Genomic DNA, 22,807 nt, shown 5'->3' with positions numbered 1-22,807 from the left:
ATTTAGGTGCCAGACGCTGCTGCAGGATCAAGTAGGCCGCTCGGTCTAAGACCATGGACGATGCAGGGCCCGGGCGGGTCGCCGCGCGGCATGGTTGCAGGCCGGCTCAATAGGCCTGCGCATGCACCGACGCGACCGCACCGGTCCGGTTGTGCACCCCGAGCGCCTTGAACAGCCCCGACAGATGCACCTTGATCGTCCCCTCGGCGAGGTTGAGCGCATGCGCGATCTCCTTGTTCGACGCGCCCCCGACGAGCAGTTGCAGCACCTGTTGCTGCCGCCGGGTGAGCGCGCCTGCGGGCCGTGCCGACTCCGGTTCGGGCATCGACAGGTCGCCGACCATGTCGGGCAGGTAGATGTGACCCGCGGCGACCATCCGCACCGCCTTGGCGATCTCGTCCATCGGCATGGATTCGAGGATATAGGCGTGCGCACCCGCGCTGATCAGCGACAGGATCTTCATCCGCTCGCGCGTCTGCCCGACGACGATGATCCGAAGGTGCGGGTAGGACAGGCGCAGCCGGCGCATCATCCCGTGACCCTGGCCGTTCAGAACATCGGTATTGATGACGGCGAGCTTGGTGCAGTGCGCCCTCAGGAGATGCGCCTGGACGCTGCTCCAGTTCGATGTCGTCAGAACCGTATCGGCTAGATGCTGCTGGCTGAGAATACTCGATATGGCGTAGCGGAATATTTCGGCATTGCTTGCGACAATAGCGTTGGATCTATCCAATTCATCATTGCGAATGATCTGCTCATTCATGACGCCCCTCCATTGGATGTTTTTGTAATATTACGCGATAATCTTACCAAAGCTGCCTAGACCATTGGCCGAGGCTGCGACCACGCCGGGTCTTAGGCAAGTCCGTACGGATACGGACCCCAGACATTCTGTTCAGGCTTGGCACACCATGACCACCACACCGGCTTTGCTTCAATTTGAGACGGTTGCACTGCGCGAAGACCCCGGCCGGTGTCTGGAAACCCCTATGCGGAAAGCGTAGCATTTTGGTTCTTTCCGGCGGATTCGAATTTGGAGCGATCGTGCAGCGGCTATGGGCCATCGTCGACCAGCAGGAGACCGCGTCCGACTGGCGCTGGAACCTGCTGCAGGGCGTGGGGTTCGGCAGCGCCGCGCTGGTCGCCACGGCGGTCGGCCGCCACCTGTTCGGAATCGACCTGCCCTTCACCTTCGCGCTGGCGGCGATCGCGATCGGCGCCGTCCTGGGGGGTGCGCTGACCGCGTGCGTGGGCGCCGCGACGACGATTCCCACCGCACTGGTGTTCAGCGCGCACCATCCGCTCGTGACGCCGCTGAACACGCTGGTCGTGACCGGTTTTGCGATCATCCTCGCGCTGTTCGGTGGTCGCATGACGCTGCTGCGCCAGCGCGCCGGCCTCGCGCAGGGCCGGTCGCACCAGCGTGAACTCTGTCTCCACTCGATCTTCAACACCACCCCCGCGGCAATGCTCATCGTCGACGCGGGGGGCGACGTGCTCGCGATCAACCGGAGCGCGCGCGGCATCCTGGGGATCACCGACCCCGATACCGGACGCCTGCGGCTCGCGGACCTGCTCCCCGGCCTGCCCGACCTGTCCGGCGACACCGCGACCGCGCACGAGCTGTGCCGCGCCGATGGCACGCGTCTCGCGCTGTCGCTGTCGAGCGGGCCGCTGCCGTTCGCCGCGACCGGGCTGCGCACGCTCCATCTCCGTGACGAGACCGAACAGGTCGCCGCCGCCGAACGGCTCGCGCTGTTGCAGGCGGAGCTCCACCAGCTCGCACGCGCCACGGCGCTCGGCCAGCTCGGCTCGGCGATCGCGCATGAACTGAACCAGCCACTGGCGACCGCCGCGAATTTCGCCACCGTCGCGCAGGCGGCGCTGGCGCGCGGCCGCGACGTAGACGAGGTCGGCGCGGCGCTCGACGGCGCGGTCCAGGAGATCTTCCGTGCGGCCGCCGTGCTCAAAAGGCTGCGCCGGTTCGTCGAGCGCGGTCCGCTGCAGGCGCAATGGGTCGATGCGCGCGACATCATCGCGGAGGGGGCGATGCTCGGCATGCTCGCGGTCCGTCAGGCCGGAGCAGAGCTGAAGGTCAATATCGCGCCCGATCTCGGCGAATTGTGGATCGATGCGATCCAGATCCAGCAGGTCCTGCTCAACCTGATCGCCAATGCGGCCGATGCGGTGTCCGACACGGCGATCCGCGTGATCGACCTGCGCGCGGTCTCGGGGCCGGACGGGCATTGCACGATCACCGTCTCGGACACCGGCCCCGGCATCGCACCCGGCCAGGAACAGGCGATCTTTGCCCCGTTCCGGACCAGCAAGCCTCATGGTCTCGGCGTCGGGCTCGCCATCTGCCGCGCGATCGTCGACGCGCATGAGGGGACGATCACCGCCGCGACGAACAGCAACGGCGGCGCGACCTTCCGCGTCTCGTTGCCACAACGTCCTGGTATTGTTGGGTCCAGTGGAGAAATGGTCGCCCATGCCGCGTGACCGGCCGATCTACATCATCGATGACGAGCCCCAGATGTGCCGCTCGCTCGAAATGCTCCTCGCGCTGGAGGAGTTCGAGACCCGATCCTTCCCCAGCGTCGAGGCGTTCATCCGCGACCTTCCGCGGCTTCCGCCCGGGATCATCCTCAGCGACGTCGCGCTGGGCGGCCTCAGCGGTCTCGAGCTGTTGCAGACCCTCCCATCGCTCGATCGGTCGGACCCGGTGATCCTCGTCACCGGTCATGCGGATATCCCGATGGCGGTAGCGGCGATGAAATCAGGCGCCGCCGACCTGCTCGAAAAGCCGTTCGAGGCACAACGGCTGCTCGGCGCGGTGGCGGCGGTCCGCGACCGGATCCTGCAGTCGACCCTGCTCGAGCAGCGCCTTGAGTCGCTCTCGCACCGCGAACGCCAGGTCCTGCGCCAGATCGTCGAGGGGCTGACCGCGAAACAGATCGCGACGCGGCTGGATATCAGCCCGCGCACGGTGGAAACCTACCGCGAGCATCTCATGCGCAAGACGGGCGCGACCAGCTTGGCGCAGCTCGTCCGGTTCGCGGTCGAGGCGCGAGTCACGTGCGTGCCGTTGTAAGAAACAGGTGATCTTAGGCTATGCTTAACCCCGCCGCCCCATAGCGCAGTCGCAGGGAGACCGTGGCTATGGTACTGGAACAATACAGTTTTGATAATGTCGCGCTGCCCGAGCTCGACACGATGCGCGTCGAGGACCGCGACACCCTGCCGTTCGGGGTGGTCGGGTTTAATGCCGACACGCTCGTCCAGGTCTATAACGCGACCGAGGCGCGGATGTCGGGCCTGGATCCCGCGACCGTCATGGGCGTGCCGTTCTTCGATGCGGTGGCGCAGTGCATGAACAATTTTATGGTCGCGCAGCGGTTCGAGGACGAGCCCGAGATCGACGACATCGTCCCCTATGTCCTCACGCTGCGGATGCGCCCGACCAGGGTCCGGCTGCGTCTGCTCGCGACACCCGGCATTGCGCGCCGCTATATCCTCATCGAACGCTAAGCCGCTTCGATGAGCGATAGGTCGAGCGAGGAAGAGCTTCTCGAGTTTCTGTACGCCTGCCCCGTCGGCCTGATCGAGTGCGACAGCAGCGGCGCGATCGCGATGATGAACCCGCACGCGATGCAGCATCTCCTGCCGCTCGCCGGGCCGCGCGATCCCGGTAACCTGTTCGCCGCGCTCGAACATCATGCGCCCGAATTGCGCAGCATCGTCGCGGCCTATGCGCCGGCGACGGGCCGGATCTGCGACGGCCACCGGATCTTCGTCGATCTCGCCACGCGTCGCCGCGGTACCGCGCCCAAGGTGCTGGCGTGCACCCTGGTCAAGCTCGGCCCCGATCGACTGATGGCGACGCTGTCCGATATCAGCGAGCAGGTCGCCCAGGAGGCGCGGCTGCGTCAGGCGGATACCTGGTTTGCGACCCTGCTCGACAGCGTCAGCCATTATGCCGCGCTGACGATCACGCCCAGCGGCGAGATCCAATCCGCCGACGCCTGCTTCGCCCGCCAGACCGGACACGCCGCCGCCGATGTCATCGGACGTCACCTCTCCGAGATCGGCGGGACCGAGCCGAGCGGCGGCGATCTTCGCCTGGACGAGCAGCTGCTGATCGCCGCACGCGAGGGCTGGCATCTCCAGGAGGGATGGCAGCAGCGCGCGGATGGCGAGCGCTACTGGTGTCAGCGGCTCGTCGTCGCGCGGTCCGAACGGGGCGAGCCGCGCGCCTCCGGCTTCTCGGTCATCCTGCGCGACGTGCCGCGGCGCGGCGAGGCGGCGGCGGACATGCGCCGGCTGTTGAACCATGATCACCTGACGGGCGCCGCCAACCGACGGCATTTCGGCGAGGTGCTGAAACGCGAACAGCGTCATTGGCGCGAGCTGCGACAATCGCTGTCGCTGATCGTTCTCGACCTCGATCATTTCAAGGCAGTCAACGACACGCATGGCCACCCGGTCGGCGACACACTGCTCCGCCGCGTTACCGATGTCTGTACCGCGCTGCTCCCGCCCTGCGGGATATTCGCGCGGCTCGGGGGCGAGGAGTTCGGCGTCCTGCTGCCGCGCTATGACGAGGATCAGGCGGCGGCGCTTGCCGAGGCGATGCGCGCGGCGATCGCCGGCATCGCGGTCGACACGCCGCGCGGTGGCTTGCACGTCACCGCCAGCCTGGGCTGCGCCACGCTGAACGAAACCGACGGTTCGATCGATGCGCTGCTCGCGCTCGCGGATGATCGCCTCTACGCCGCCAAGCATGCCGGACGGAACCGGGTCCGCTCGCGCGAGACCGCGACCGCGTGACCCGGCCCGGATTGTCGCGCGCCGCGGTGCACCGCATCGCCTGCGCGGTCGTCGCGACCGAGATGGCGCGGCTGCGCGATCCGGCGCCGCCGGCCGCGACACGCGGCGACTGGCCCGAAGCCATGCCGATCGGCGACGAGGGCCTCGGGCTCGATTCGATGGAGCAGCTCGGCGCGCTGGGTGCACTCGCCGAGGCGTTCGACCTCGACGACGATACGCTTGGCGAGGGTCCGCCGCAGACGGTCGGCGCCTGGACCGACTGGATTCTGCGCGCGCACGCTACGGGCCCCGGCCGGATCGGGGTGCGGACGTCCGGCTCGACCGGCAGCCCGCGCCTGTGCGTTCACGCCGTCTCCGATTTGCTCGAAGAAGCAGCCTTCTTTGCGACACGGTTCGCCGACCGGCGGCGGGTCGTCGCACTGGTCCCCGCCGATCATCTCTACGGGCTGGTCTGGACCGCGCTGCTGCCCGACGCGCTGGGCGTTCCCGTCGTCGTGCGGACGGTCGGCGCACCGCTGTCGCTCGAGGCGGGCGATCTCGTCGTCGCTGTGCCCGACCAGTGGCGCGCGCTGTCGCGGATGACGCGCCGCTGGCCGGGGGATGTCGTCGGCGTCAGTTCCGCCGGGCCGCTCGACGACGCCGTTGCCGCCGGGCTGCTCGCGGCGGGGCTTGCCGGGCTGGTCGATATCTACGGCGCCTCCGAAACCGGCGGTATCGCAATCCGCACGCTCCCTGAGCTCGATTACGTCCTGCTTCCCCGCTGGCAGCTCACCGCCGCCGACCCGGATGACTGGCGGCTCGTCGACCGTGACGGCGGGCACCACGACCTGCCCGACCATGTCGCGCGTCTCGGCGAGCGCGCCATTCGACCGATCGGCCGGCGCGATGGGGCGGTCCAGGTCGCCGGGCATAATGTCTGGCCCGGGCGTGTCGCCGGCGTGCTGCGGACGGTGGAGGGGGTCGCGGACGTCGCGGTGCGGCTGCACGGCAATGGCCGGCTGAAGGCGTTCGTCGTGCCGCAACCCGGTCAGGACCCCGCCCGGCTGTCCGCGCGGATCGAGCACGTCGCAGCGAACCGGCTCACCGATCCCGAACGTCCGAAAGCCTATCGCTTCGGCACGGCGGTGCCGCGCACGGCCTTGGGCAAGCTCGAAGACTGGCGCTGATGCCGCCCCGCCGGCGTCTAGCGCCCAGTCAGCGCATAGCCGCGGGTCTTTTCGCCGAGCGCGGCGTAGATCGCCGCCTGATCGAGGAGCAGGTGACGCTGTTCGTCGGTCTTCGCAGCCGCGGCCGCGGCCAGCGCGTCGATCGTCAGCCGCTCATAGTCGGGGGTCGGGTCTTGGTCTGGCATGGGTCTGCCGTTCATTCCTCTTCACGATGTCCCGTGACGATAAATGGCCTGCCTCCAGCCGCAACCTGCTTAAAACGCTGCTTAACCGGCCAGAGAGGTTGTGCATGTCCGGGCGCCGTCGCACGGCTGCGGATACTATTCCGGCATCGGCATCGCGGATTTCCGCCATCACGGTCGCCGTCACGGCCGTGTAATCTGAGTTAAGATTCTGACCCATATAGACGCGTGACAACAAACCCATCCTGCCACATCGCGCGCAGCACTGGATCGCGAATCTCGTCATAGGGGTAAAGCGCGAGATGGGCGACCGGATCGCTGGCGGCGATACGGCCGTCATTTCTGGCTTTCAAACAGTCTCTTGCGAAATCCGGCATTCTGCGGCCCCACTGCTGTCGTCGCGTCGTCCGCCCCATGCTCAGATCCTTACAAAAGGGGCAACGGCTTGTCCCATACCGACACAGCGCCCCGCGCCGCGCGGGGACGCGGTTCGCCACGCAGCCAGCGCAGCGGCCTACGCCGTCACGACAGCATCAACGATCGCGGCCGACGCTCTACGCAAGTACAGCCGGACCAGCGAGACTCACCCAACGGCCGGACGCGGCAGATGAACCAGCAAAGCCCGCCATCGCTCGCAAGGATGTTCGCCAAAGGTCTGAGCCTTTACGCCCTTCGACATTGCCGCACCGCAGCAAAGTCTGTGCGCATTGCAGCGGTGATTTATCGCACCCGCCTTTCACCTTCCCCACAACCGCCGATCGCAAGGAAAAACCGTCCGGCCACCATTGTGCAGTGATAGCGCTATCGATATCATCCCGAAAACAGTCGAAAAGGGGAGAGCGGATATGCGCATCGGATGTCGCGGCAACGAAGTCGTTCGAGGGGCAAGACGTCGTCTTGCGTCGCTGGTCGGCCTGACGATCGCAGTCGCCCCGCCCGCGCTGGCGCAGTCCTCCGACACCATGGCGTCGATCGCCATCCCCGCGCAGCCCGGCGCAATCGACCTCGGCACCGGGAAACTCCCCGGAGCGACCGCCCCCGAAGCCTGGCACAGCCAATATGGCAGCGTGTTCGCGCGCAACGTCACGGTCGCGACGCTGACCCCCGTCCTGCCCGATCCCGCCAAGGCCAACGGCACCGCGGTGATCGTCGCGCCGGGCGGTGGATTCCGCACGCTGTCGATGGAGAATGAGGGCTGGGACGTGGCGCGCGCGCTCGCCGCGCGGGGCGTCGCGGCGTTCGTGCTCAAATACCGGCTGAACCAGACGCCGGCGGATCTCGAAACCTTCGCACGTCCCGCCCCCGCTGGCGCAACCCCGCCGCGCCGGGATCCCGCGGCGATGATGGCGGGCCTCGCGCCGCAGATCGCCGATGCGCGCGCGGCGTTCGCGCTCGTCCGCAAGCGGGCGGGCGAATGGCACGTCGATCCGGCCCGCATCGGCATGGTCGGCTTTTCGGCGGGCGCGATGCTGACGATGGCGACGACCATCGCTGGCCAGGACGCGAAGCCCGCATTCATCGGCAACATCTACGGCCCGCTCGGCGCGATGACGGTGCCCGCCGACGCACCGCCGATGTTCGTCGCACTGGCGGCGGACGATCCGCTGTTCGGCAATGCCGGCTACGGGCTGATCGACAGCTGGCGCACCGCCAAACGCCCGGTCGAGTTCCACCTGTTCGAACAGGGCGGGCACGGCTTCGGCATGTATCCGAAGACCACCACGAGCACCGGCTGGTTCGACGAATTCGCGCGCTGGATGGCGATGCACGGCTGGATCAAGCCGGCGCAGTAACCGCGCGCCTCACGACGCGATCGCCGCCTCCAGCGTCTGCAGAAACCGCGCCGGCGCCTCGACCTGCGGCGCATGACCCAGCCCCTCGAGGCGGATCAGCCGCGCGTCGGGGATGCGTCGTGCCGCGGTCACCGCCGCCTGCGGCACGGTCTGCACCTGCGCCCGCCGGTCGGGTGCGGCGCGGTTCGCCCGGAACGCGGTGAGATCGCGGTCGCCGATGATCAGCCGCACGGGCATCGCCAGCCGCGACAGCTCGGCCGCGACCGGCTGGGTCTGGATCATGTCGGACAGCCGCGCCTGCGCATCGCGCACCACATCGCCGTCGGGACCGGCATATTGCCCCGCCAGCATCGCTACCCAGCGATCATAGGCCGGGCGCCATTCCCCGTGATAATAATTGCGCAGCTGATACGCCTTGATCGACGCGGCATCGGTCTTCGCCTCCTCGGCGCGCAGCGCGCCGAGATCGGTATAGGGCACGCCCTGCGCCAGCGTATCGTTCAGCCCGAGCGGATTGACGAGCACGAGCCGCGACACGCGCTCGGGATGGAGCAGCGCGAACCGCGTCGCGAGGATCCCGCCGGTCGAATGGCCGACCAGGATGACCTTGCCCGCCCCGGCCCGGTCGAGCAGCCCGCGGGTCAGTTCGGCCATCGCATTGAAGCTGTACTGATAACCTTTGGGCTTGGACGATTTGCAAAAGCCGACCTGATCGGGCGCGATCACCCGGTAGCCTGCGCCCGCCAGCCCGCGCGCGGTCTCGTCCCAGGTCGCGGCACAGAAATTCTTGCCGTGCAGCAGCACGACCGTCGTGCCGTTCGCGCGCGCGGTCGGTGCGCGGTCGAGATACGCCATCCGCACCGCCTGCCCCTGCGACGATCCGTCATACCAGCGCAGCGACGCGGGATAGGCAAAGCGCTCGAGATTGGCGCCGAGCGGCACGGTCTGGGCAAGGCCCGGCATGGCGGAGGCGGTGAAGGCAGCGATGGCGGCGATCGCGGCGGGGATTTTGAAACGGATCATCCGCCTCTAACGACCGGCCGCGGCGAGGTGTCCCGTCCTACAGGCCCGGGCCGTCCCCGTCATATTTGAGTTCGAGATACCGCCCCTGGATCGCGATCTCGTCAAGGCTGCTCCGCCCGAGGCACTCGCCGGCGCGCGCGAGCTCGGCATCGATCAGGCGCAGCCCGTTGATAAGGTGATCGTCGGGCGTCCGGCCATCCGCCTGCATTTCGCGCCGCGCCGAAATGCCGACCATCCGCCAGCTGTCGACCAGCGCGGGCAGCTCGACCGCGACCAGCTTGCGGATCGACGCCGCGGCCGGGCTGCGCGGATCGAGCCGGGCGAGGCGCGGCGCCAGCGCCTCGAACCGGCTGCCCAGGGCATCGGCGAGCCGCAGCGCGGGCAGCGGCATCCCGCGGCGTTGTGCGGCGAGCCAGATCCCCGCCTGCTCGGCGAGCCCGGCCAGCCCGGCCTCCACCAGCGCCTCGCGTCCCGGTGCGCGCGGATCGGCCTGCGCGACGATCATGATCACCAGCAGCAGCATCAGCGCCGCGGCGACGGCAAGCGCCAGCATCGCCGGCAGGACCGCGGCGAGCGCCGCGCCGCCGAGCAGCGACACGATCGCCGCGAGGACCAGCCGGACCATCAGCCGCTTCTGCCGACGCGCCCTCGCCTCGCGCTCGCGCCGCGCCTGCTCGCGGCCCTCGGGCGACAGGCGCCGGAGCAGCTCTTCGGCCTGGGTGAGCCCGACATCGGCAAACCCTGCCGCGACGCTACGGGCACGGTCGATCATCGGGGCGCGCTGACCGCTATTGTCGTCCATCACGCGAGGATGCCGATCTTTCCCCGCCCGGTCCAGACCCGCACGGCGCGACAGACGCACCCAAAGTGGTCGCAGATCGCCACCAAATTGATCTATGTCAATTGCGGCGGCCGGTGCGATGGAACGGTTCCGCGCCTGCATCGTCCGGTAGGGGTCAGTTTCGCGAGGCCCCATGACCCCACCCACCTTGTTGTTTTTACACGCCCTTGGCGCCAGCGCGCGCGAATGGCAGCAGGTCGCCGATCACCTGTCCGACCATGATTGCGTCGCGCTCGATCTGCCGGGGTTCGGCGACGCGGCCGATACGGGGCATGCCGATGTCGGGACGATGACCGACTGGCTGGCGCAGGAAATCCGCGCCCGCGACCTCACCGCCTGCGTGCTCGTCGGGCACAGCATGGGGGGCAAGATCGCCACGCTCGTCGCCGCGCGCGCCGCCGCGGGCGAACCGGGTCTCGCAAACATTCTCGGCGTCGTGCTCGTCGCCGCCTCGCCCCCCTCGCCCGAACCGATGGACGAAAAACGCCGGGCGGAGATGATCGGGTGGTTCGCCGATGGCCCGGCGTCGCGCGAGAATGCGGAAACCTTCGTCGATGCCAACACCGCCGAGACGCTCCCGGAGGCCATGCGCGATCAGGCGATCGACGACGTGCGACGCTCGAACCGCGCGGCCTGGCTCGGCTGGCTCGAACGCGGCAGCCGCGAGGACTGGGCCGCCGCAGTCGGGCAGCTCGCGCTCCCCGCGCTGATCATTGCCGGGACCGAAGACGGCGATCTCGGCGAGGATGCGCAACGCCGGCTCAACCTGCCGCATTATGCCAATGCCCGGGTGCGCGTCGTCCAGGGTGCCGCGCACCTCATCCCCTATGAACAGCCCCGCGCGCTCGCCGCGCTGATCCGCGAGCACGCGGCACTGGCGACGACGGCCGCGCTGCCCGAGGATTTCGCCCGGCTGCTCGACTCCGATCGCGTCAGCAGCGGGACGCGCGCCGCGATGCTCGACCGGATCTACCCGATGCCCGTCGGTACCGCGTTATGGGACGACGCCGACCATGCGACCGTCGCGGCGCTGGTGGCCCGGATCCTCCCCGATTGCGGCGCCGATCGTGCGCTGGCGGGTCGCATCCTCGACTCGGTCGCGCAGGGTGTGGGCGACGGCTGGCGCTTCGCCGAGCTGCCGGACGACCGCGCGGCGTGGTCGCGCGGGCTCGCGACGCTCGATACGGCGACCGGCGGTTTCGTCGCGCTGGCCGATCCGGACCAGGACGGCTGGCTCGATCGCATCGCCGGCGGCACGGTCGGCATCGAAGAGGACGCGACCCGCCTGTCGCCCGTGCAGATGCGGCTCTGGTTCGAGGATGTCCGCGCCGAGACGGTCCGCATCTGGATGGCGCAGCCCGCGACGATGGCCGCGATCGGCTATGACGGCTTTGCAGTCGGCGGCGATGGCCCCCGCAAGCAGGGCTATACCCGCACCGGCGCCGACGATCCCGAAGCGTGGCAGCGCCCGTCGCAGGAGCGTGGGGCGTGACGACGAGGCAGCATGGTGCGAATGACGTCGTCGATGCGGTCGTGATCGGCACCGGCGCGGGCGGTGCGCCGCTCACCGCCCGGCTCGCCCAGGCGGGCCTGTCGGTGGTCGCGCTCGAGGCGGGCCGCGCCTTCCGCCCCGACGAGCATGTCGCCGACGAGGTCGCGGCCGACATCTACTGGATGGAGGAACGGCTGAGCGGCGGATCGACGCCGACCGCGTTCGGGTCGAACAATTCGGGCATGGGGGTCGGCGGCTCGACGCTGCACTGGGGCGCCTTCTGCCCGCGCCCCGATCCCCGCGACCTGCGGCTCAAGACGCTGACCGGCGAAGGCGCCGACTGGCCGATCGATCCTGACGAGCTGACCCGGTACATCGTGGAGGTCGAGGCGTTCACCGGCGTCTCGGGCCCTGCCGACTATCCGTGGGACGCCACCCGCCGCTACGCCTATCCCCCCGTCGCGCGCAACGCCGCCGCCGACGCGATGGCACGCGGCTGTGCGGCGCTCGGCATCACCGCGACCGACGCCCCCGCCGCCCTGGTCTCGCGCGATCGCGACCAGCCGCACTGGGGACAGCGCCAGGCCTGCGTCAATTGCGGCGCCTGTCACCAGGGCTGCCGCAACGCCGCCAAGACGAGCATGGACACGACCTATCTGCCCCTCGCGGTCGCGCATGGGGCCGAGATCCGCGCCGGCGCGCGCGTGGTCGCGTTCGACTATGACCACAGCGGCCGGATCAGCGCGGTCGTGTACAGCCAGGACGGGCAGGAGCATCGCCAGCTTTGCGCCGCGGTCTTCCTGTGCGCCGGCGGAATCGAGACGCCACGGCTGCTGCTCAACCTCGGCATCGCCAATTCGAGCGGTCAGGTCGGGCGCAACTTCATGGCGCATGTCGCGACCCAGATCTGGGGCCGGTTTGACGCGGAGATGCGGATGAACCGCGGCTATCCCTCGTCGCTGATCAGCGAGGACATGATGCGACCCGGTGATGCCGGCTGCGCGGGCGGCTATCTGATCCAGAGTCTCGGCGTGCTCCCCGTCAACCTCGCCACCGGGCTCGCCCGCGGTGCCGGCCTTTGGGGCGAACGGCTGCAGACGCTCCTGCGCGGCTACAACCGGATGGCCGGGATCGGGATCAACGGCGAATGCCTGCCGCATGTCGACAACCGGCTGACGCTCGCCGACGAGGTCGACGCCTTTGGTCACCGCAAGGCGCGGATCGACTTCAGCTATCACGCCAACGAACAGGCGATCGATCGCCACGCGCGGCGTACGCTCACCGATATCTGGGCGGCGGCAGGCGCGCAGGACATCTTCGCGGTCGATCGCTCGGCGCATACCATCGGCACCTGCCGCATGGGGCATGAAGGCGACACCGCGGTGGTTGATTCCGACGGTCGCAGCTTCGACATTGCGAACCTGCGGATCTGCGACAATTCCATCTTTCCCAGCGCACTGGCGGCCAATCCCGCGCTGACGATCATGGCGCTGTCGCTGCGCACCGCCGACCGTTTTCTCGCATCCGACGATTGAGGAGTTTCACATGAATCTGGGTATCAAGGGGCGCATCGCGCTGATCAGCGGCGCGGATTCCGGCATGGGCAAGGAAACCGCGCGACTGCTCCTCGAGGCCGGCGTGCGCGTCGCGATCACCGACCAGCCGGGCGGCACGCTCGACGCGGCGCTCACCGAACTGTCACCGCTCGGCGAGGTCGTCGCAGTGACCGGCGACGTCACCAGCCTCGACGATGTCCGCGCGATCTGGGCGGAGGTGCGCGAGCGGCTCGGCGATCCCGACATCTACGTCAACGCCGCGGGCGTGACGGGCGCGACCGGCGACTTTCTCGACGTCGACGATGCCGGGTGGGAGCAGACGCTCGACATCAACCTCATGGGCGCGGTGCGCATGTGCCGCGAGGCGATCCCGGCGATGCGCAAGGGCAGCTGGGGCCGGATCGTGCTGTTCGCCTCCGAAGACGCGGTGCAGCCCTATGTCGACGAACTCGCCTATTGCGCGTCGAAGGCGGGGATTCTCGCGCTCGCGAAAGGGCTGTCCAAGGCCTATGGCGGCGACAATGTCCTCGTGAACACCGTCTCGCCCGCGTTCATCGCGACGCCGATGACCGATAAAATGATGCGCAAGCGTGCCGAGGAGCGCGGTGAGAGCTTCGACGCGGCGATCGACAGCTTCCTCGAGGAGGAACGCCCGGGCATGGTGCTCAAGCGCCGCGGCAAGGCCGAGGAGGTCGCCGCCGCCGTCGCCTTCCTCTGCTCGGAGCGGGCGAGCTTCATCAACGGCGCGGGCATCCGCGTCGATTCCGGCTCGGTGTTCACGATCGCCGGATGACGGAACAGCGCGTGCACCGGATCGGGTTCGGCGGCGGGTGCCACTGGTGCACCGAGGGCGTCTTTCAGGCGCTCCGCGGCGTGCAGACGGTCGAGCAGGGCTTCCTCCAGTCCGAGGCGCCGTCGGACGCCTGGGCGGAGGGCGTCATCGTGACGTTCGATCCAGCCGCCATCAACCTAGCAACGCTGTCCGAGGTCCATCTGCGTACGCATTCGGCGAAATCCGGCTATTCCCCCGCCGGACGCTATCGCAGCGCCATCTATGTCTTCGAGCAGGGCCAGCGCCCCGACGCCGAAGCCGCGATCGCCCGGTTCGCAGCCGAGACGGCGGCACCGGCCCGCACCCTGGTCCTGCCGTGCACCGGCTTCCGGCCCTCGGACGCGCGCTTCCAGAATTACTACCGGACCGATCCCGACCGGCCCTTCTGCCGCCGCTACATCGATCCCAAACTCGACTATATCCGCACCCATTTCGCCGCCGTCGCCCTGCCCGCGGAGCCGCGCGCGTGAGCGTCTTCTTCACCGCCGACACGCATTTCGGCGACCACCGCACGATCAACATCGCGCGCCGACCGTTCGCCGACACCGCCGCGATGGACACAGCGCTGATCGAGCGGTGGAACGCGGTCGTCGGGCCGCAGGACGTGGTGTGGCACCTTGGCGACGTCGCCCGTCGCCCCGCGGACGTGGCCGGGCTGCTCGCGCGGCTGAACGGGACCAAGCACCTGTTGCGCGGCAACAACGATCCCGACGCGACGCTGGCGGCACCCGGCTGGGCCAGCGTCGCCGACTATGCGGAAATCACGCTCGACGACCGGCGGCTCGTCCTGTGCCATTACCCGTTCCGAAGCTGGAACGGCCAGCACCGCGGCGCGCTCAACCTGCACGGGCACAGCCATGGCCGGCTGAAGCCGATGCTGCGCCAGTTCGACGTCGGCGTCGATGTCGACGGTCACGACTATGCGCCGGTCCGGCTCGACAGCCTGCTCGCGCCCCGGCGATAGGGGAAGCGGAATGGGCGGGCGCGTGAAACGCATGGCCGGACTGGCCGAGGCGGCGGCACGGACCGCGCAGGCTGCGGACGACCCGCCCTGCGCCCTGTGCGGCCGCCCGCTCAGCCACCGTGTCGAGCGCCACCATATCGTCCCCAAGAGCGAGGGCGGTACGCAGACCGTGCCGGTGCACCCGATCTGCCACCGCACCATCCACGCCTTCGTCGCAAACCGCGACCTCGCCACCAGCTACGCGACGATGGACCAGCTCCGCGCACGCGAGGATATCGCCCGCTACCTGCGCTGGATCGTCGACAAGCCCCCCGACTTCCGCGCCCCCACGCGCAAGCGCAGCACCGCCTGAACGGACGCCCGATGGTGTAACCCGCAAGCAACACCCGTTTCGCAATTTACCGTTGCCGATCGTAACGGAGCAGCAACATATGGTCATAAAAACCATTTTCGTCGTAACCATGGTGCACCGCCGTAAAACGGGGTGTCACAAGGGGGACAGAAATGCGTTGGACGAAATGGATGATGCGCTCGTCGCGGATGGCGATGGGCGCGGGCCTGCTGATCGCGGCCAATGGCGCCGCGGCGCAACTGGCGACCGACCCCCAGACGCCCACCGCCCCCGCGGCGACCGAGGCCCCCACCGAAGACATCATCGTCACCGGATCGCGCATCCGTCGCGACCCGCTCGATCAGCCATCGCCCGTCATAACCGTCGATGAGAACGCGATCGCGCGCACCGGTCTGTCTTCCGTCGCGGACATCCTGCAGCGCCTGCCCGCCTCGTCGGGCGGCCTCAATTCGAAGTTCAACAGCTCGGGCAATTTCGGCAACCCGCCCGACGGCGGCGGCGTCGGTGCCGGCTCCGCGGTGCTCGACCTGCGCTATCTCGGCCCCAAGCGGACGCTCGTGCTCGTCGACGGCCTGCGCTTCGTCAACGGCGCGTCGGCCAGCGGCATCCCGGCGACGGTCGATCTCAACTCGATCCCGTCCTCGATGATCGAGCGGATCGAGGTGCTGCAATCGGGCGCCTCGACGCAATACGGATCCGACGCGATCGCTGGCGTCGTCAACATCATCACCAAACAGAACCAGAAGGGGTTCAAGGGATCGGCGCAATATGGCCAGTATCTCGGCGACAATGACGGCAAGACGCAGGATTACCAGCTGAGCTACGGCTTTGGCAGCCAGGGCGTGCACGTCGTCGCGGGCGGCTATTACACCAAGCAGGAATCGGTCAGCGCCGCCGACCGCGACATCTCGCAATTCCCCAATCCGGGCCAGACGAGCTGCTCCGAACCCATCGGCGGCTGCTCCAGCTTCACGCCCTTCGGCCGGTTCCTGGTGAACGGCCAGAACATCACGCTGCGCGGCCCCGTCGCCAGCGGCCGGCCGGTCTATGACCCGACACTCGCCACCGGCGACTTCAAGGCGTTCACCGCCGCCGATCGGTTCAACTTCGCCCCGCTCAACTATTTCCTGACGCCGGTCGAGCGGTTCGGCGGCTTCGTCAACACGCGCGCCGAGTTTTCGGAGGCGCTCAACCTGCGCGTGAAGGCGGTCTATAACCGCCGCAATTCGCAGAACCAGGCGGCGTTCCTCCCGCTCGGCATCGGTCCCGACGTCGGCAACGGCAACATGCTCGACACGCTCTCGGTCGATGCGACCAACCCGTTCAACCCGTTCGGCGTGACGCTCGTCCCCGGGCAGAACTACACCGCGATCTTCCGCCGCCTCGTCGAGGCGGGGCAGCGCACCTACAGCCAGCAGGTCGACACCATGTCGCTGACCGGCACGCTGGACGGCAAGTTCCAGATGTTCGGGCACAACTGGTATTGGGATGCGAGCGCGGTCATCGGCTATAACGATGCCAAGCAGCTGTTTACCGGCAACATCAACGCCGCGCGCCTTGCCCGCGCGATCGGCCCGATCAGCCAGTGCACCGGGGAATGCGTACCGTTCAACTTCTTCGGCGGGGTCGGCTCGATCACCCCGGCGATGCTCGGCTATATCGGCTTCGACGAACGCGACCGCAGCCGCCAGAAGCTGAACGACTATACCGCCAATATCTCCGGCGAGCTGTTCGACCTGCCCGGCGGGCCGGTCGGCATCGCGGTCGGCTATGAGCATCGCTATCAGTTCGGCAGCTTCACGCCCGACCCGATCATCCAGGCGGGCCTCGGCGCGGACATCCCGGCACAGGCAGCCAGCGGCAAGTTCAACGTCGACGAGGTCTATGGCGAAATCCGCCTGCCGCTGCTGCGCGACATTCCCGGCATCGCCTCGCTCGAGCTGAACGGCGCGGTCCGCCACTCCAACTATTCGACCTTCGGGGGCAATACGACGCTCAGCGGCGGCGCGCTGTGGAAGCCCGTCAGCGACCTGCTGCTGCGCGGCCAATATGCCGAATCGCTGCGCGCACCGTCGATCGGCGAGCTGTTCGGCGCGCAGTCGCGGTTCGACGCCTCGATCGACGATCCCTGCACCAGCGCCGCGGGCGGGCTGTTCCAGTCCAACCCGACCGTCCGCGCGAACTGCGTCGCCAACGGCGTCCCCGCCAGCGGCAGCTACGCCGAACCCTCGGGCCAGCTGCCGGTGCTCACCGGCGGCAATAGCGAGCTGCGCCCCGAAACCGCCCGGACGCTGCTGTTCGGCGGCGTCTACAGCCCCAGCTGGGCCCGCGGCGGCACGCTCTCGGCGCTCAGCCTCGAGGTCAACTACTACGACATCAAGGTCGACGACTCGATCGCGTCGATCCCGGCCCAGGTGCTGCTCAGCCGCTGCGCCCAGACCGGCGACGCGCTCAGCTGCGCGGCGGTGCGGCGTGCCCCCAGCGGCATCGTGACCGCGATCAACGGCCTGCTGCTCAACACCGGCGGCATCCGCACCAAGGGCATCGACGCGACGCTGACGGTCCGCTCGGGTGAAACGGGCGCCGGGCGCTTCGGCCTCTACGTCTCGGGCAACTATCTGCTCAAGTACAGCGAGCGCACGCCCGCGACCGACGGCTTCGTCACGACCGACTATGTCGGCACCGAACGCGGCTCGCCCGATCAGACCTATCCGCACTTCAAGGGACTGGGCACGATCGACTGGTCGGTGGGGCCGGTCACCGCCAGCGTCACCGGACGCTATATCGATAATGTCGACGAGATCGCTGCGGAGAACGCCCTGAAGAGCCGCCTCTACGGCGACGTCCAGCTCCAGTTCCGGCCGGCCTGGCTCGATTCGAAACTCGCGCTGACCTTCGGCGTGAACAACGTCTTCGACAAGGATCCCCCCGCCTGCTTCAGCTGCAGCCTGAACAACTTCGACCCGACGACCTATGACATCCCGGGCCGGTTCGGGTACCTGCGGCTCTCCTACGGGCTGTAGGACGAGGGCTGCCGACCGGCGCGTCGGTCGGCAGCCACACAGGCGTCGGAAACATAGGATGCTCCGATCGCCAAAAGACCCTCGTCTCACCGATTGTGAGGAACGAAGTAGGCCGTCCCCGCGCTCGACCCCGACAGAAGGAGACGAGCAATGGACGACACCAGGGTCTGGGCATTTGAAGAAAGCCTGTGGACGGGCGACGCGGACCAGTATCACACGCTGATCGACGACGAATGCGTGATGGTGCTCCCCGAGCAGCCCTTCGTGATGACCGGCGCGCAGGCGATCGAGGCAGTCGCCGATACGCCGCGCTGGTCGGAGGTCCGGTTCAGCGAACAGCAGATCATGCGCCCGCAGGAAGGCCTGATCGCGATCGCCTACAAGGCCGAGGCGAGCCGCGAGGGCGCAACCGGCTATACCGCCTATTGCACCACCACGATGCGCCGGCTCGAGCATGAGGAATGGCGCGTGGTCCAGCACCAGCAGACGCTCGCCCCGGTCGCCGGCGGCGCCTGAGCCGACCGATACGGCGGTCGTCCCACGACCGCCGGTGATCAGGAGTGCGCGGCCAGCCCCCCCGCCAGCGGCATGCTCCTGATCCTGACCCCCGTCGCCGCCGCCAGCGCATTGGCGAGCGCGGCGGCGGTGGGCCCCTGCGCACACTCGCCCGTGCCGAGAAAGGGCGTACCCGGACGGTCGATGACCTCGACGACGACGCTGTGCGGCACGTCTGCGAACCGCAGGATCGGATAGCCGCTCCAGTCATAATCGGTCCGGCGCGCACCGTCGTGGCCCGCGGACTCATATGCGGTCCAGCTCAGCGACTGGAGCACCCCGCCCTCGACCTGGTTGCGGATGCCGTCGGGATTGACCGCCTCGCCGCTGTCGACCGCGACGACCGCGCGGTGGACGACCAGCCGCCCCTCGTCGGGGATCCGCTCGACATCGAGCGCGACCGCGCAATAGGCGCCGTGATTCTTGTAGCGCGCAAAGGCGATGCCCCGCCCGCGATTGGGCCGGGGCCGGTAGCGGCTCCACCCGAACCGCGCCGCCGCGCGCCGGATCACGTCTGCAGCGCGCGGATCGTCGAGATGCGCGAGCCGGAACGCGACCGGGTCGCGCCCCGCCGCCGCCGCCAGCTCGTCCATCGCGCTTTCGAGCGCGAAGATGTTCAGATGCGCGCCCAGCCCGCGCAGCGCCGAGACACGGACCGGCATGTCGGGCAGGAAATGGCTGACGATGCTCTGGTTGGCGAAGCGATAGAGCGGGATGGCGTTGCGATCGCCGCCGCCATTGGGCTGCGGGATCGGCTTGGGCGGCGTCGGCGCGAATGGCGGCACCACCTCCACGCCCGCGAGCAGGTCGCCCGCCGCGACGGGCCGCGTGCTGTGCGTGTTGCTCCACACCTGATGCCGCCAGTCGACGATCCGCCCCGACGCATCCAGCGTCGCGTCGATCTGCGCGAGCATTGCGGGCCCGAGCGGTTCCCAGCCATGCTCCTGCTCGCGGCTCCATTGCAGCCGGACCGGAACGCCGGGCATTGCGCGTGCGACCAGCGCGGCATCGCCCGCGACGTCGTCCGCCCCATTATGCCCATAACAGCCCGCCCCCTCGCGGTGGACGCAGCGGACGCGGTCGGCGGGCATCGCGACCAGCTCGGCGATCGCGGTGCGCAGCGGCTCGACGCCCTGGCTGTGCGTCCAGACCGTCAGCTGTCCCTCGGCCATCAGCGCCACCGCGCAGGACGGCCCGATCGCACCGTGCATCAGATACGGCCGGTCGTACCGCGCCGACAGCCGCCGCACGCCCGGCGCCGCGGACGCGTCGCGACGCGTGTCGATCACACTGCTCTCGCGCCGCATCTCCAGCAGTCCCGCGGGCATCGGCGGCAGCGCGGGCACGGCCGCGTCGCGCGCCCACGCACTCTGATTGGCGACGCGCAGCGCCTGTTCGAGCGGCCATTCGCGCGGACCGACGATCGCCGCGAACCGCCCGACCTGCACGACCCGCGCGACGCCCGGCTGCCGTCGCAGCGCGGCAAGGTCGGGCGTCAGCCGCGTCCCCGAGGACGGCCCGCGCAGGACGCGCGCATGCACCATGTCCGGCAGCCGCATGTCCTGCACATAGCTCGGCAGCCCGGTCAGCTTGGCGGGCAGGTCGACGCGCGGCACCGGCCGCCCGATCAGCCGCCGCGCCGCCACGGGCTTGCGCGGCACGTCGGCGCGCGCGCGCACCGCCAGCGACGTCGACGCGGCCAGCTCGGCATAGGTCGCACGCCGTCCCTGCCCGTCGAGCACGACGCCGTCGCGCGTGAACAGCGTCGTCGCCGCCACGCCCCAGCGCGCCGCCGCGGTCTCGGCGAGCAGCAGCCGGACACAGGCGGCGGCATCGGCGATCGCGGTACCGCTCTGCTCGAGCGTCTGGCTGCCCGCGGTCACGCCCTCGTTCGGGGTCAGCCCGGTATCCGCGGTGATCAGGTCGACCCGCCCGATCGCGACGTCGAGCTCGTCCGCGGCCAGCTGCGCCATCGCGGTCTTCACGCCGGTGCCGAGCTCGACCTTGCCCGTGAACACCGTGACCCGGCCATCGGCACCGATGCGGATCCATGCGTCGAGATCGGGAAATTTGGCGAGCGTCCCCGGCAAATCGGGCGCGACCGTCGGCGGTCCGCCGCTGCCCTCGCCGCCGCCGGTCTGCGCCAGCGCGGCCGTCGGCGCGAGCGCGAAGGCGACCAGCAGCCCGCCGAGTATGTCGCGCCGCGACGCCTGTCCGCTCACGTCACCGGCTCCGCAGGCTCGACCACCCCGCCGCCGCGCATCACCGCCGCGCGCCGCACCGCGCGCAGGATCCGCATATGCGTCCCGCACCGGCAGAGCGACGGCGCCATCGCGCTGCGCAGCTCGGTCTCGGTCGGCGTCACCGTCTTGCGCAGCAGCCCCTCGGCACGCGCGATCATCCCGGGGATGCAATAGCCGCACTGCGCCGCCTGCTCGTGCAGGAACGCGCGCTGGACGTCGCCCGGCGCCTCCGCGCTGCCCAGCCCCTCGACCGTCGTGACCGTGCGCGCACCGACCGCACCGACCGGCAGCAGGCAGGCAAAGACCGGCCGGTCGTCGACCAGCACGGTGCACGCCCCGCACTGCCCCAGCCCGCACCCGAACTTGGCCGCATGCAGCCGCAGGTCGTCGCGCAGCACATAGAGCAGCGGGGTGGCGGGATCGACATCGACGCGCGCGGTCGCCCCGTTGACGGTCAGGTCGATCATTCACCCTCCTTGCGCGCCGCAGCGACGTCTTTCTCGAGGTCCGGCCAGGCCGGTCCCGTCCCGTGCCGGACCTGCAGATAGGCGACGATCTCGGCCACCTGCCGGTCGTCCAGCGCATCGGCAAAGGCGGGCATGTACGGCCCACGCGGCGCGACCGGCGGTTTCAGCCCCTTGAGGATCACCTGGATCGTGTCGCGCGGGTTCGCCTCGTGCAGCGGCGTGCCGAGCGGCAGCGCGGGTCGCCCGGCGACCATCATCGCCGCCCCCGGCTCGTGGCAGACCGCGCACGCCCCCGCATACAGCCGCGCGCCCTCGGGATGCCGCTGGCTCGCGAGCGCGCGACGATCGGGCAGCCGCGGCTCGGCCCGCGCGGCAGGCGCAGCGCGCATCTGCCACGCATAATAGGTCGCGAGCGCGCGGACATCGGCCGGCGCCGCGCGCGCCAGATTATAGGTGACCGGCCCCATCGGCCCCGCCGCCGCGGCATGCGCGGTGCTGAGCCCTGTCCGGAAATAGGCGTCGAGCCGCTCGACGGTCCAGGCGCGGACCGCGGGCGAGCGCGCGTTGATCGGCGGCGCATACCAGCCGCCCGACCAGCCGCCGTCATAGGCCCGGTCGCCGCGCTTCTCCTGCTGCAACAGCCCGCGCGGACTGTGGCAGGCGGTACAATGCGCCAGCGTCTCGCCGATATAGCGCCCCCGGTTCCACGCGGCCGACTGGCGCGGATCGGCGACCACCGGCTGCGGATCGAAGAACAGCAGCTTCCAGCCCGCCAGCAGCGGCCTGAAGCCGAGCGGCGGGATCATCCGGTTCGCGGGCGGCACCGCGCGCACCGCCGGCCGGGTCATCAGGAACGCGTAGAGCGCGTCCACATCGCCGTCCGCCACGCCCGCATAATGGGTATAGGGAAAGGCCGGATAGAGATGGCTGCCGTCGCGCCCGACGCCCTCGCGCATCGCCCGGCGAAACGCGGCTGGCGACCATGATCCGATCCCGGTCGCGGCATCGGGCGTGATGTTGCTGCCGTAGATCGTCCCGAACGGCGTCTTGATCGGATAGCCGCCCGCATAGGGACGCCCGCCCGCCGCCTGATGGCAGCTGACGCAATTGCCCAGTCGTGCCAGATTTGCACCGCGCGCGACCAGCGCGGGATCGAACTGCCGGGGATCGGGGCGCGTCACGCGGGCGATCGCGGGCCGGTACGCGATTGCTGCGAACGCGATCCCGCACAGGCCCAGCAGAACCGCGGCGATGACGACGATGCGCCTGATCCCGGGCCGGCTCATCCTCGCCTAGACCCTTGCGTCGCCGAACGCCGTCCGATGCATCGTCTCGTCTCCCCCGTGTGACATCGGACGCACGGGCCGATCGGACGGGGATTGAACGATCCGGATGCCGACAATCTCCCCGCGCCGGGAGATAATCCCGACCCGCCGCACCGATTCGCACCGCGCCCGCGCTGTGCTAGGCTGACCCGATACTATGAGG

At 69.3% G+C, this 22,807-nt stretch carries 22 protein-coding genes; 14 read left to right on the top strand and 8 right to left on the bottom strand.

Annotation, left to right across the window (positions count from 1 at the left end):
- Window positions 1–106: 106 nt before the first annotated feature.
- Window positions 107–763, bottom strand: coding sequence for a response regulator transcription factor (locus tag J3A66_RS13385; RefSeq protein WP_056673895.1), 657 nt, complete (start codon window positions 761–763; stop codon window positions 107–109).
- 281 nt (window positions 764–1,044) lie between these two features.
- Between J3A66_RS13385 and J3A66_RS13380 the strand changes: the two genes are divergently transcribed.
- The 5 genes from J3A66_RS13380 to J3A66_RS13360 all read left to right on the top strand — a co-directional run bounded on the left by J3A66_RS13380 (window position 1,045) and on the right by J3A66_RS13360 (window position 5,996).
- Window positions 1,045–2,502 (top strand): ATP-binding protein, encoded by a 1,458-nt coding sequence (locus J3A66_RS13380; protein ID WP_209569376.1) that lies wholly within the window; start codon window positions 1,045–1,047, stop codon window positions 2,500–2,502.
- Complete coding sequence (locus tag J3A66_RS13375; protein ID WP_209569374.1) at window positions 2,492–3,094, top strand: response regulator; 603 nt, start codon at window positions 2,492–2,494, stop codon at window positions 3,092–3,094. The genes J3A66_RS13380 and J3A66_RS13375 overlap by 11 nt, the downstream gene beginning before the upstream one ends.
- Before the next feature lie 68 nt (window positions 3,095–3,162).
- Window positions 3,163–3,531: a phosphonate transporter gene (locus J3A66_RS13370; RefSeq protein WP_031441021.1), complete on the top strand. Its 369-nt coding sequence runs from the start codon at window positions 3,163–3,165 to the stop codon at window positions 3,529–3,531.
- Between the two features lie 9 nt (window positions 3,532–3,540).
- Window positions 3,541–4,830 carry a sensor domain-containing diguanylate cyclase gene (locus J3A66_RS13365; RefSeq protein ID WP_209569372.1) on the top strand — a complete coding sequence of 430 codons (1,290 nt, stop codon included), beginning with the start codon at window positions 3,541–3,543 and terminating at the stop codon, window positions 4,828–4,830.
- Complete coding sequence (locus J3A66_RS13360; RefSeq protein WP_209569370.1) at window positions 4,827–5,996, top strand: AMP-binding protein; 1,170 nt, start codon at window positions 4,827–4,829, stop codon at window positions 5,994–5,996. The genes J3A66_RS13365 and J3A66_RS13360 overlap by 4 nt, the downstream gene beginning before the upstream one ends.
- Window positions 5,997–6,013: 17 nt before the next feature.
- Here J3A66_RS13360 and J3A66_RS13355 read toward each other — a convergent pair whose 3' ends face one another.
- On the bottom strand, window positions 6,014–6,181 hold the full coding sequence (locus J3A66_RS13355; RefSeq protein ID WP_209569368.1) for a hypothetical protein: 168 nt from the start codon (window positions 6,179–6,181) through the stop codon (window positions 6,014–6,016).
- Between the two features lie 200 nt (window positions 6,182–6,381).
- Window positions 6,382–6,555 (bottom strand): hypothetical protein, encoded by a 174-nt coding sequence (locus J3A66_RS13350; protein ID WP_209569366.1) that lies wholly within the window; start codon window positions 6,553–6,555, stop codon window positions 6,382–6,384.
- Between the two features lie 468 nt (window positions 6,556–7,023).
- On the opposite strand from J3A66_RS13350, the gene J3A66_RS13345 reads away from it, so the two are divergent.
- Complete coding sequence (locus J3A66_RS13345) at window positions 7,024–7,971, top strand: alpha/beta hydrolase (protein WP_209569364.1); 948 nt, start codon at window positions 7,024–7,026, stop codon at window positions 7,969–7,971.
- Window positions 7,972–7,980: 9 nt separating this feature from the next.
- On the opposite strand, the gene J3A66_RS13340 is transcribed toward J3A66_RS13345, so the two are convergent.
- Both J3A66_RS13340 and J3A66_RS13335 read right to left on the bottom strand, forming a co-directional pair.
- Window positions 7,981–8,994: an alpha/beta hydrolase gene (locus J3A66_RS13340; protein WP_209569362.1), complete on the bottom strand. Its 1,014-nt coding sequence runs from the start codon at window positions 8,992–8,994 to the stop codon at window positions 7,981–7,983.
- Between the two features lie 37 nt (window positions 8,995–9,031).
- Window positions 9,032–9,799 carry a hypothetical protein gene (locus J3A66_RS13335; RefSeq protein WP_209569360.1) on the bottom strand — a complete coding sequence of 256 codons (768 nt, stop codon included), beginning with the start codon at window positions 9,797–9,799 and terminating at the stop codon, window positions 9,032–9,034.
- A gap of 169 nt (window positions 9,800–9,968) precedes the next feature.
- Here J3A66_RS13335 and J3A66_RS13330 point away from each other — a divergent pair, with 169 nt between their 5' ends.
- The 8 genes from J3A66_RS13330 to J3A66_RS13295 all read left to right on the top strand — a co-directional run bounded on the left by J3A66_RS13330 (window position 9,969) and on the right by J3A66_RS13295 (window position 18,570).
- Window positions 9,969–11,327 (top strand): alpha/beta hydrolase, encoded by a 1,359-nt coding sequence (locus J3A66_RS13330; RefSeq protein WP_209569358.1) that lies wholly within the window; start codon window positions 9,969–9,971, stop codon window positions 11,325–11,327.
- A complete protein-coding gene (locus J3A66_RS19545; RefSeq protein WP_209569355.1) occupies window positions 11,324–12,862 on the top strand; it encodes a GMC family oxidoreductase in 1,539 nt (512 codons plus the stop codon). The genes J3A66_RS13330 and J3A66_RS19545 overlap by 4 nt, the downstream gene beginning before the upstream one ends.
- Before the next feature lie 10 nt (window positions 12,863–12,872).
- A complete protein-coding gene (locus J3A66_RS13320) occupies window positions 12,873–13,676 on the top strand; it encodes an SDR family oxidoreductase (RefSeq protein ID WP_209569353.1) in 804 nt (267 codons plus the stop codon).
- Complete coding sequence (locus J3A66_RS13315; protein ID WP_209569351.1) at window positions 13,673–14,185, top strand: peptide-methionine (S)-S-oxide reductase; 513 nt, start codon at window positions 13,673–13,675, stop codon at window positions 14,183–14,185. The genes J3A66_RS13320 and J3A66_RS13315 overlap by 4 nt, the downstream gene beginning before the upstream one ends.
- Complete coding sequence (locus J3A66_RS13310; RefSeq protein WP_209569349.1) at window positions 14,182–14,679, top strand: metallophosphoesterase family protein; 498 nt, start codon at window positions 14,182–14,184, stop codon at window positions 14,677–14,679. The genes J3A66_RS13315 and J3A66_RS13310 overlap by 4 nt, the downstream gene beginning before the upstream one ends.
- Window positions 14,680–14,710: 31 nt before the next feature.
- Window positions 14,711–15,031 carry an HNH endonuclease signature motif containing protein gene (locus J3A66_RS13305; RefSeq protein ID WP_209570508.1) on the top strand — a complete coding sequence of 107 codons (321 nt, stop codon included), beginning with the start codon at window positions 14,711–14,713 and terminating at the stop codon, window positions 15,029–15,031.
- A gap of 152 nt (window positions 15,032–15,183) precedes the next feature.
- Window positions 15,184–18,054, top strand: a complete 2,871-nt coding sequence (locus J3A66_RS13300; RefSeq protein ID WP_281064173.1) for a TonB-dependent receptor — start codon at window positions 15,184–15,186, stop codon at window positions 18,052–18,054.
- A gap of 150 nt (window positions 18,055–18,204) precedes the next feature.
- Window positions 18,205–18,570: a DUF4440 domain-containing protein gene (locus tag J3A66_RS13295; protein WP_031395307.1), complete on the top strand. Its 366-nt coding sequence runs from the start codon at window positions 18,205–18,207 to the stop codon at window positions 18,568–18,570.
- A 38-nt stretch (window positions 18,571–18,608) separates the two neighbouring features.
- Here J3A66_RS13295 and J3A66_RS13290 read toward each other — a convergent pair whose 3' ends face one another.
- The 3 genes from J3A66_RS13290 to J3A66_RS13280 are packed head-to-tail and all read right to left on the bottom strand — an operon-like array spanning window position 18,609 to window position 22,605.
- On the bottom strand, window positions 18,609–20,831 hold the full coding sequence (locus J3A66_RS13290; RefSeq protein WP_209569347.1) for a molybdopterin cofactor-binding domain-containing protein: 2,223 nt from the start codon (window positions 20,829–20,831) through the stop codon (window positions 18,609–18,611).
- Window positions 20,828–21,319, bottom strand: coding sequence for a (2Fe-2S)-binding protein (locus J3A66_RS13285; RefSeq protein WP_209569345.1), 492 nt, complete (start codon window positions 21,317–21,319; stop codon window positions 20,828–20,830). The genes J3A66_RS13290 and J3A66_RS13285 overlap by 4 nt, the downstream gene beginning before the upstream one ends.
- On the bottom strand, window positions 21,316–22,605 hold the full coding sequence (locus J3A66_RS13280) for a cytochrome c (protein WP_209569343.1): 1,290 nt from the start codon (window positions 22,603–22,605) through the stop codon (window positions 21,316–21,318). The genes J3A66_RS13285 and J3A66_RS13280 overlap by 4 nt, the downstream gene beginning before the upstream one ends.
- Window positions 22,606–22,807: the final 202 nt, after the last annotated feature.

It is taken from the genome of Sphingomonas sp. PvP018 (assembly GCF_017876865.1).
Taxonomy (GTDB): Bacteria; Pseudomonadota; Alphaproteobacteria; order Sphingomonadales; family Sphingomonadaceae; genus Sphingomonas; species Sphingomonas aerolata.
This window is presented reverse-complemented; position numbering and strand designations above follow the sequence as displayed.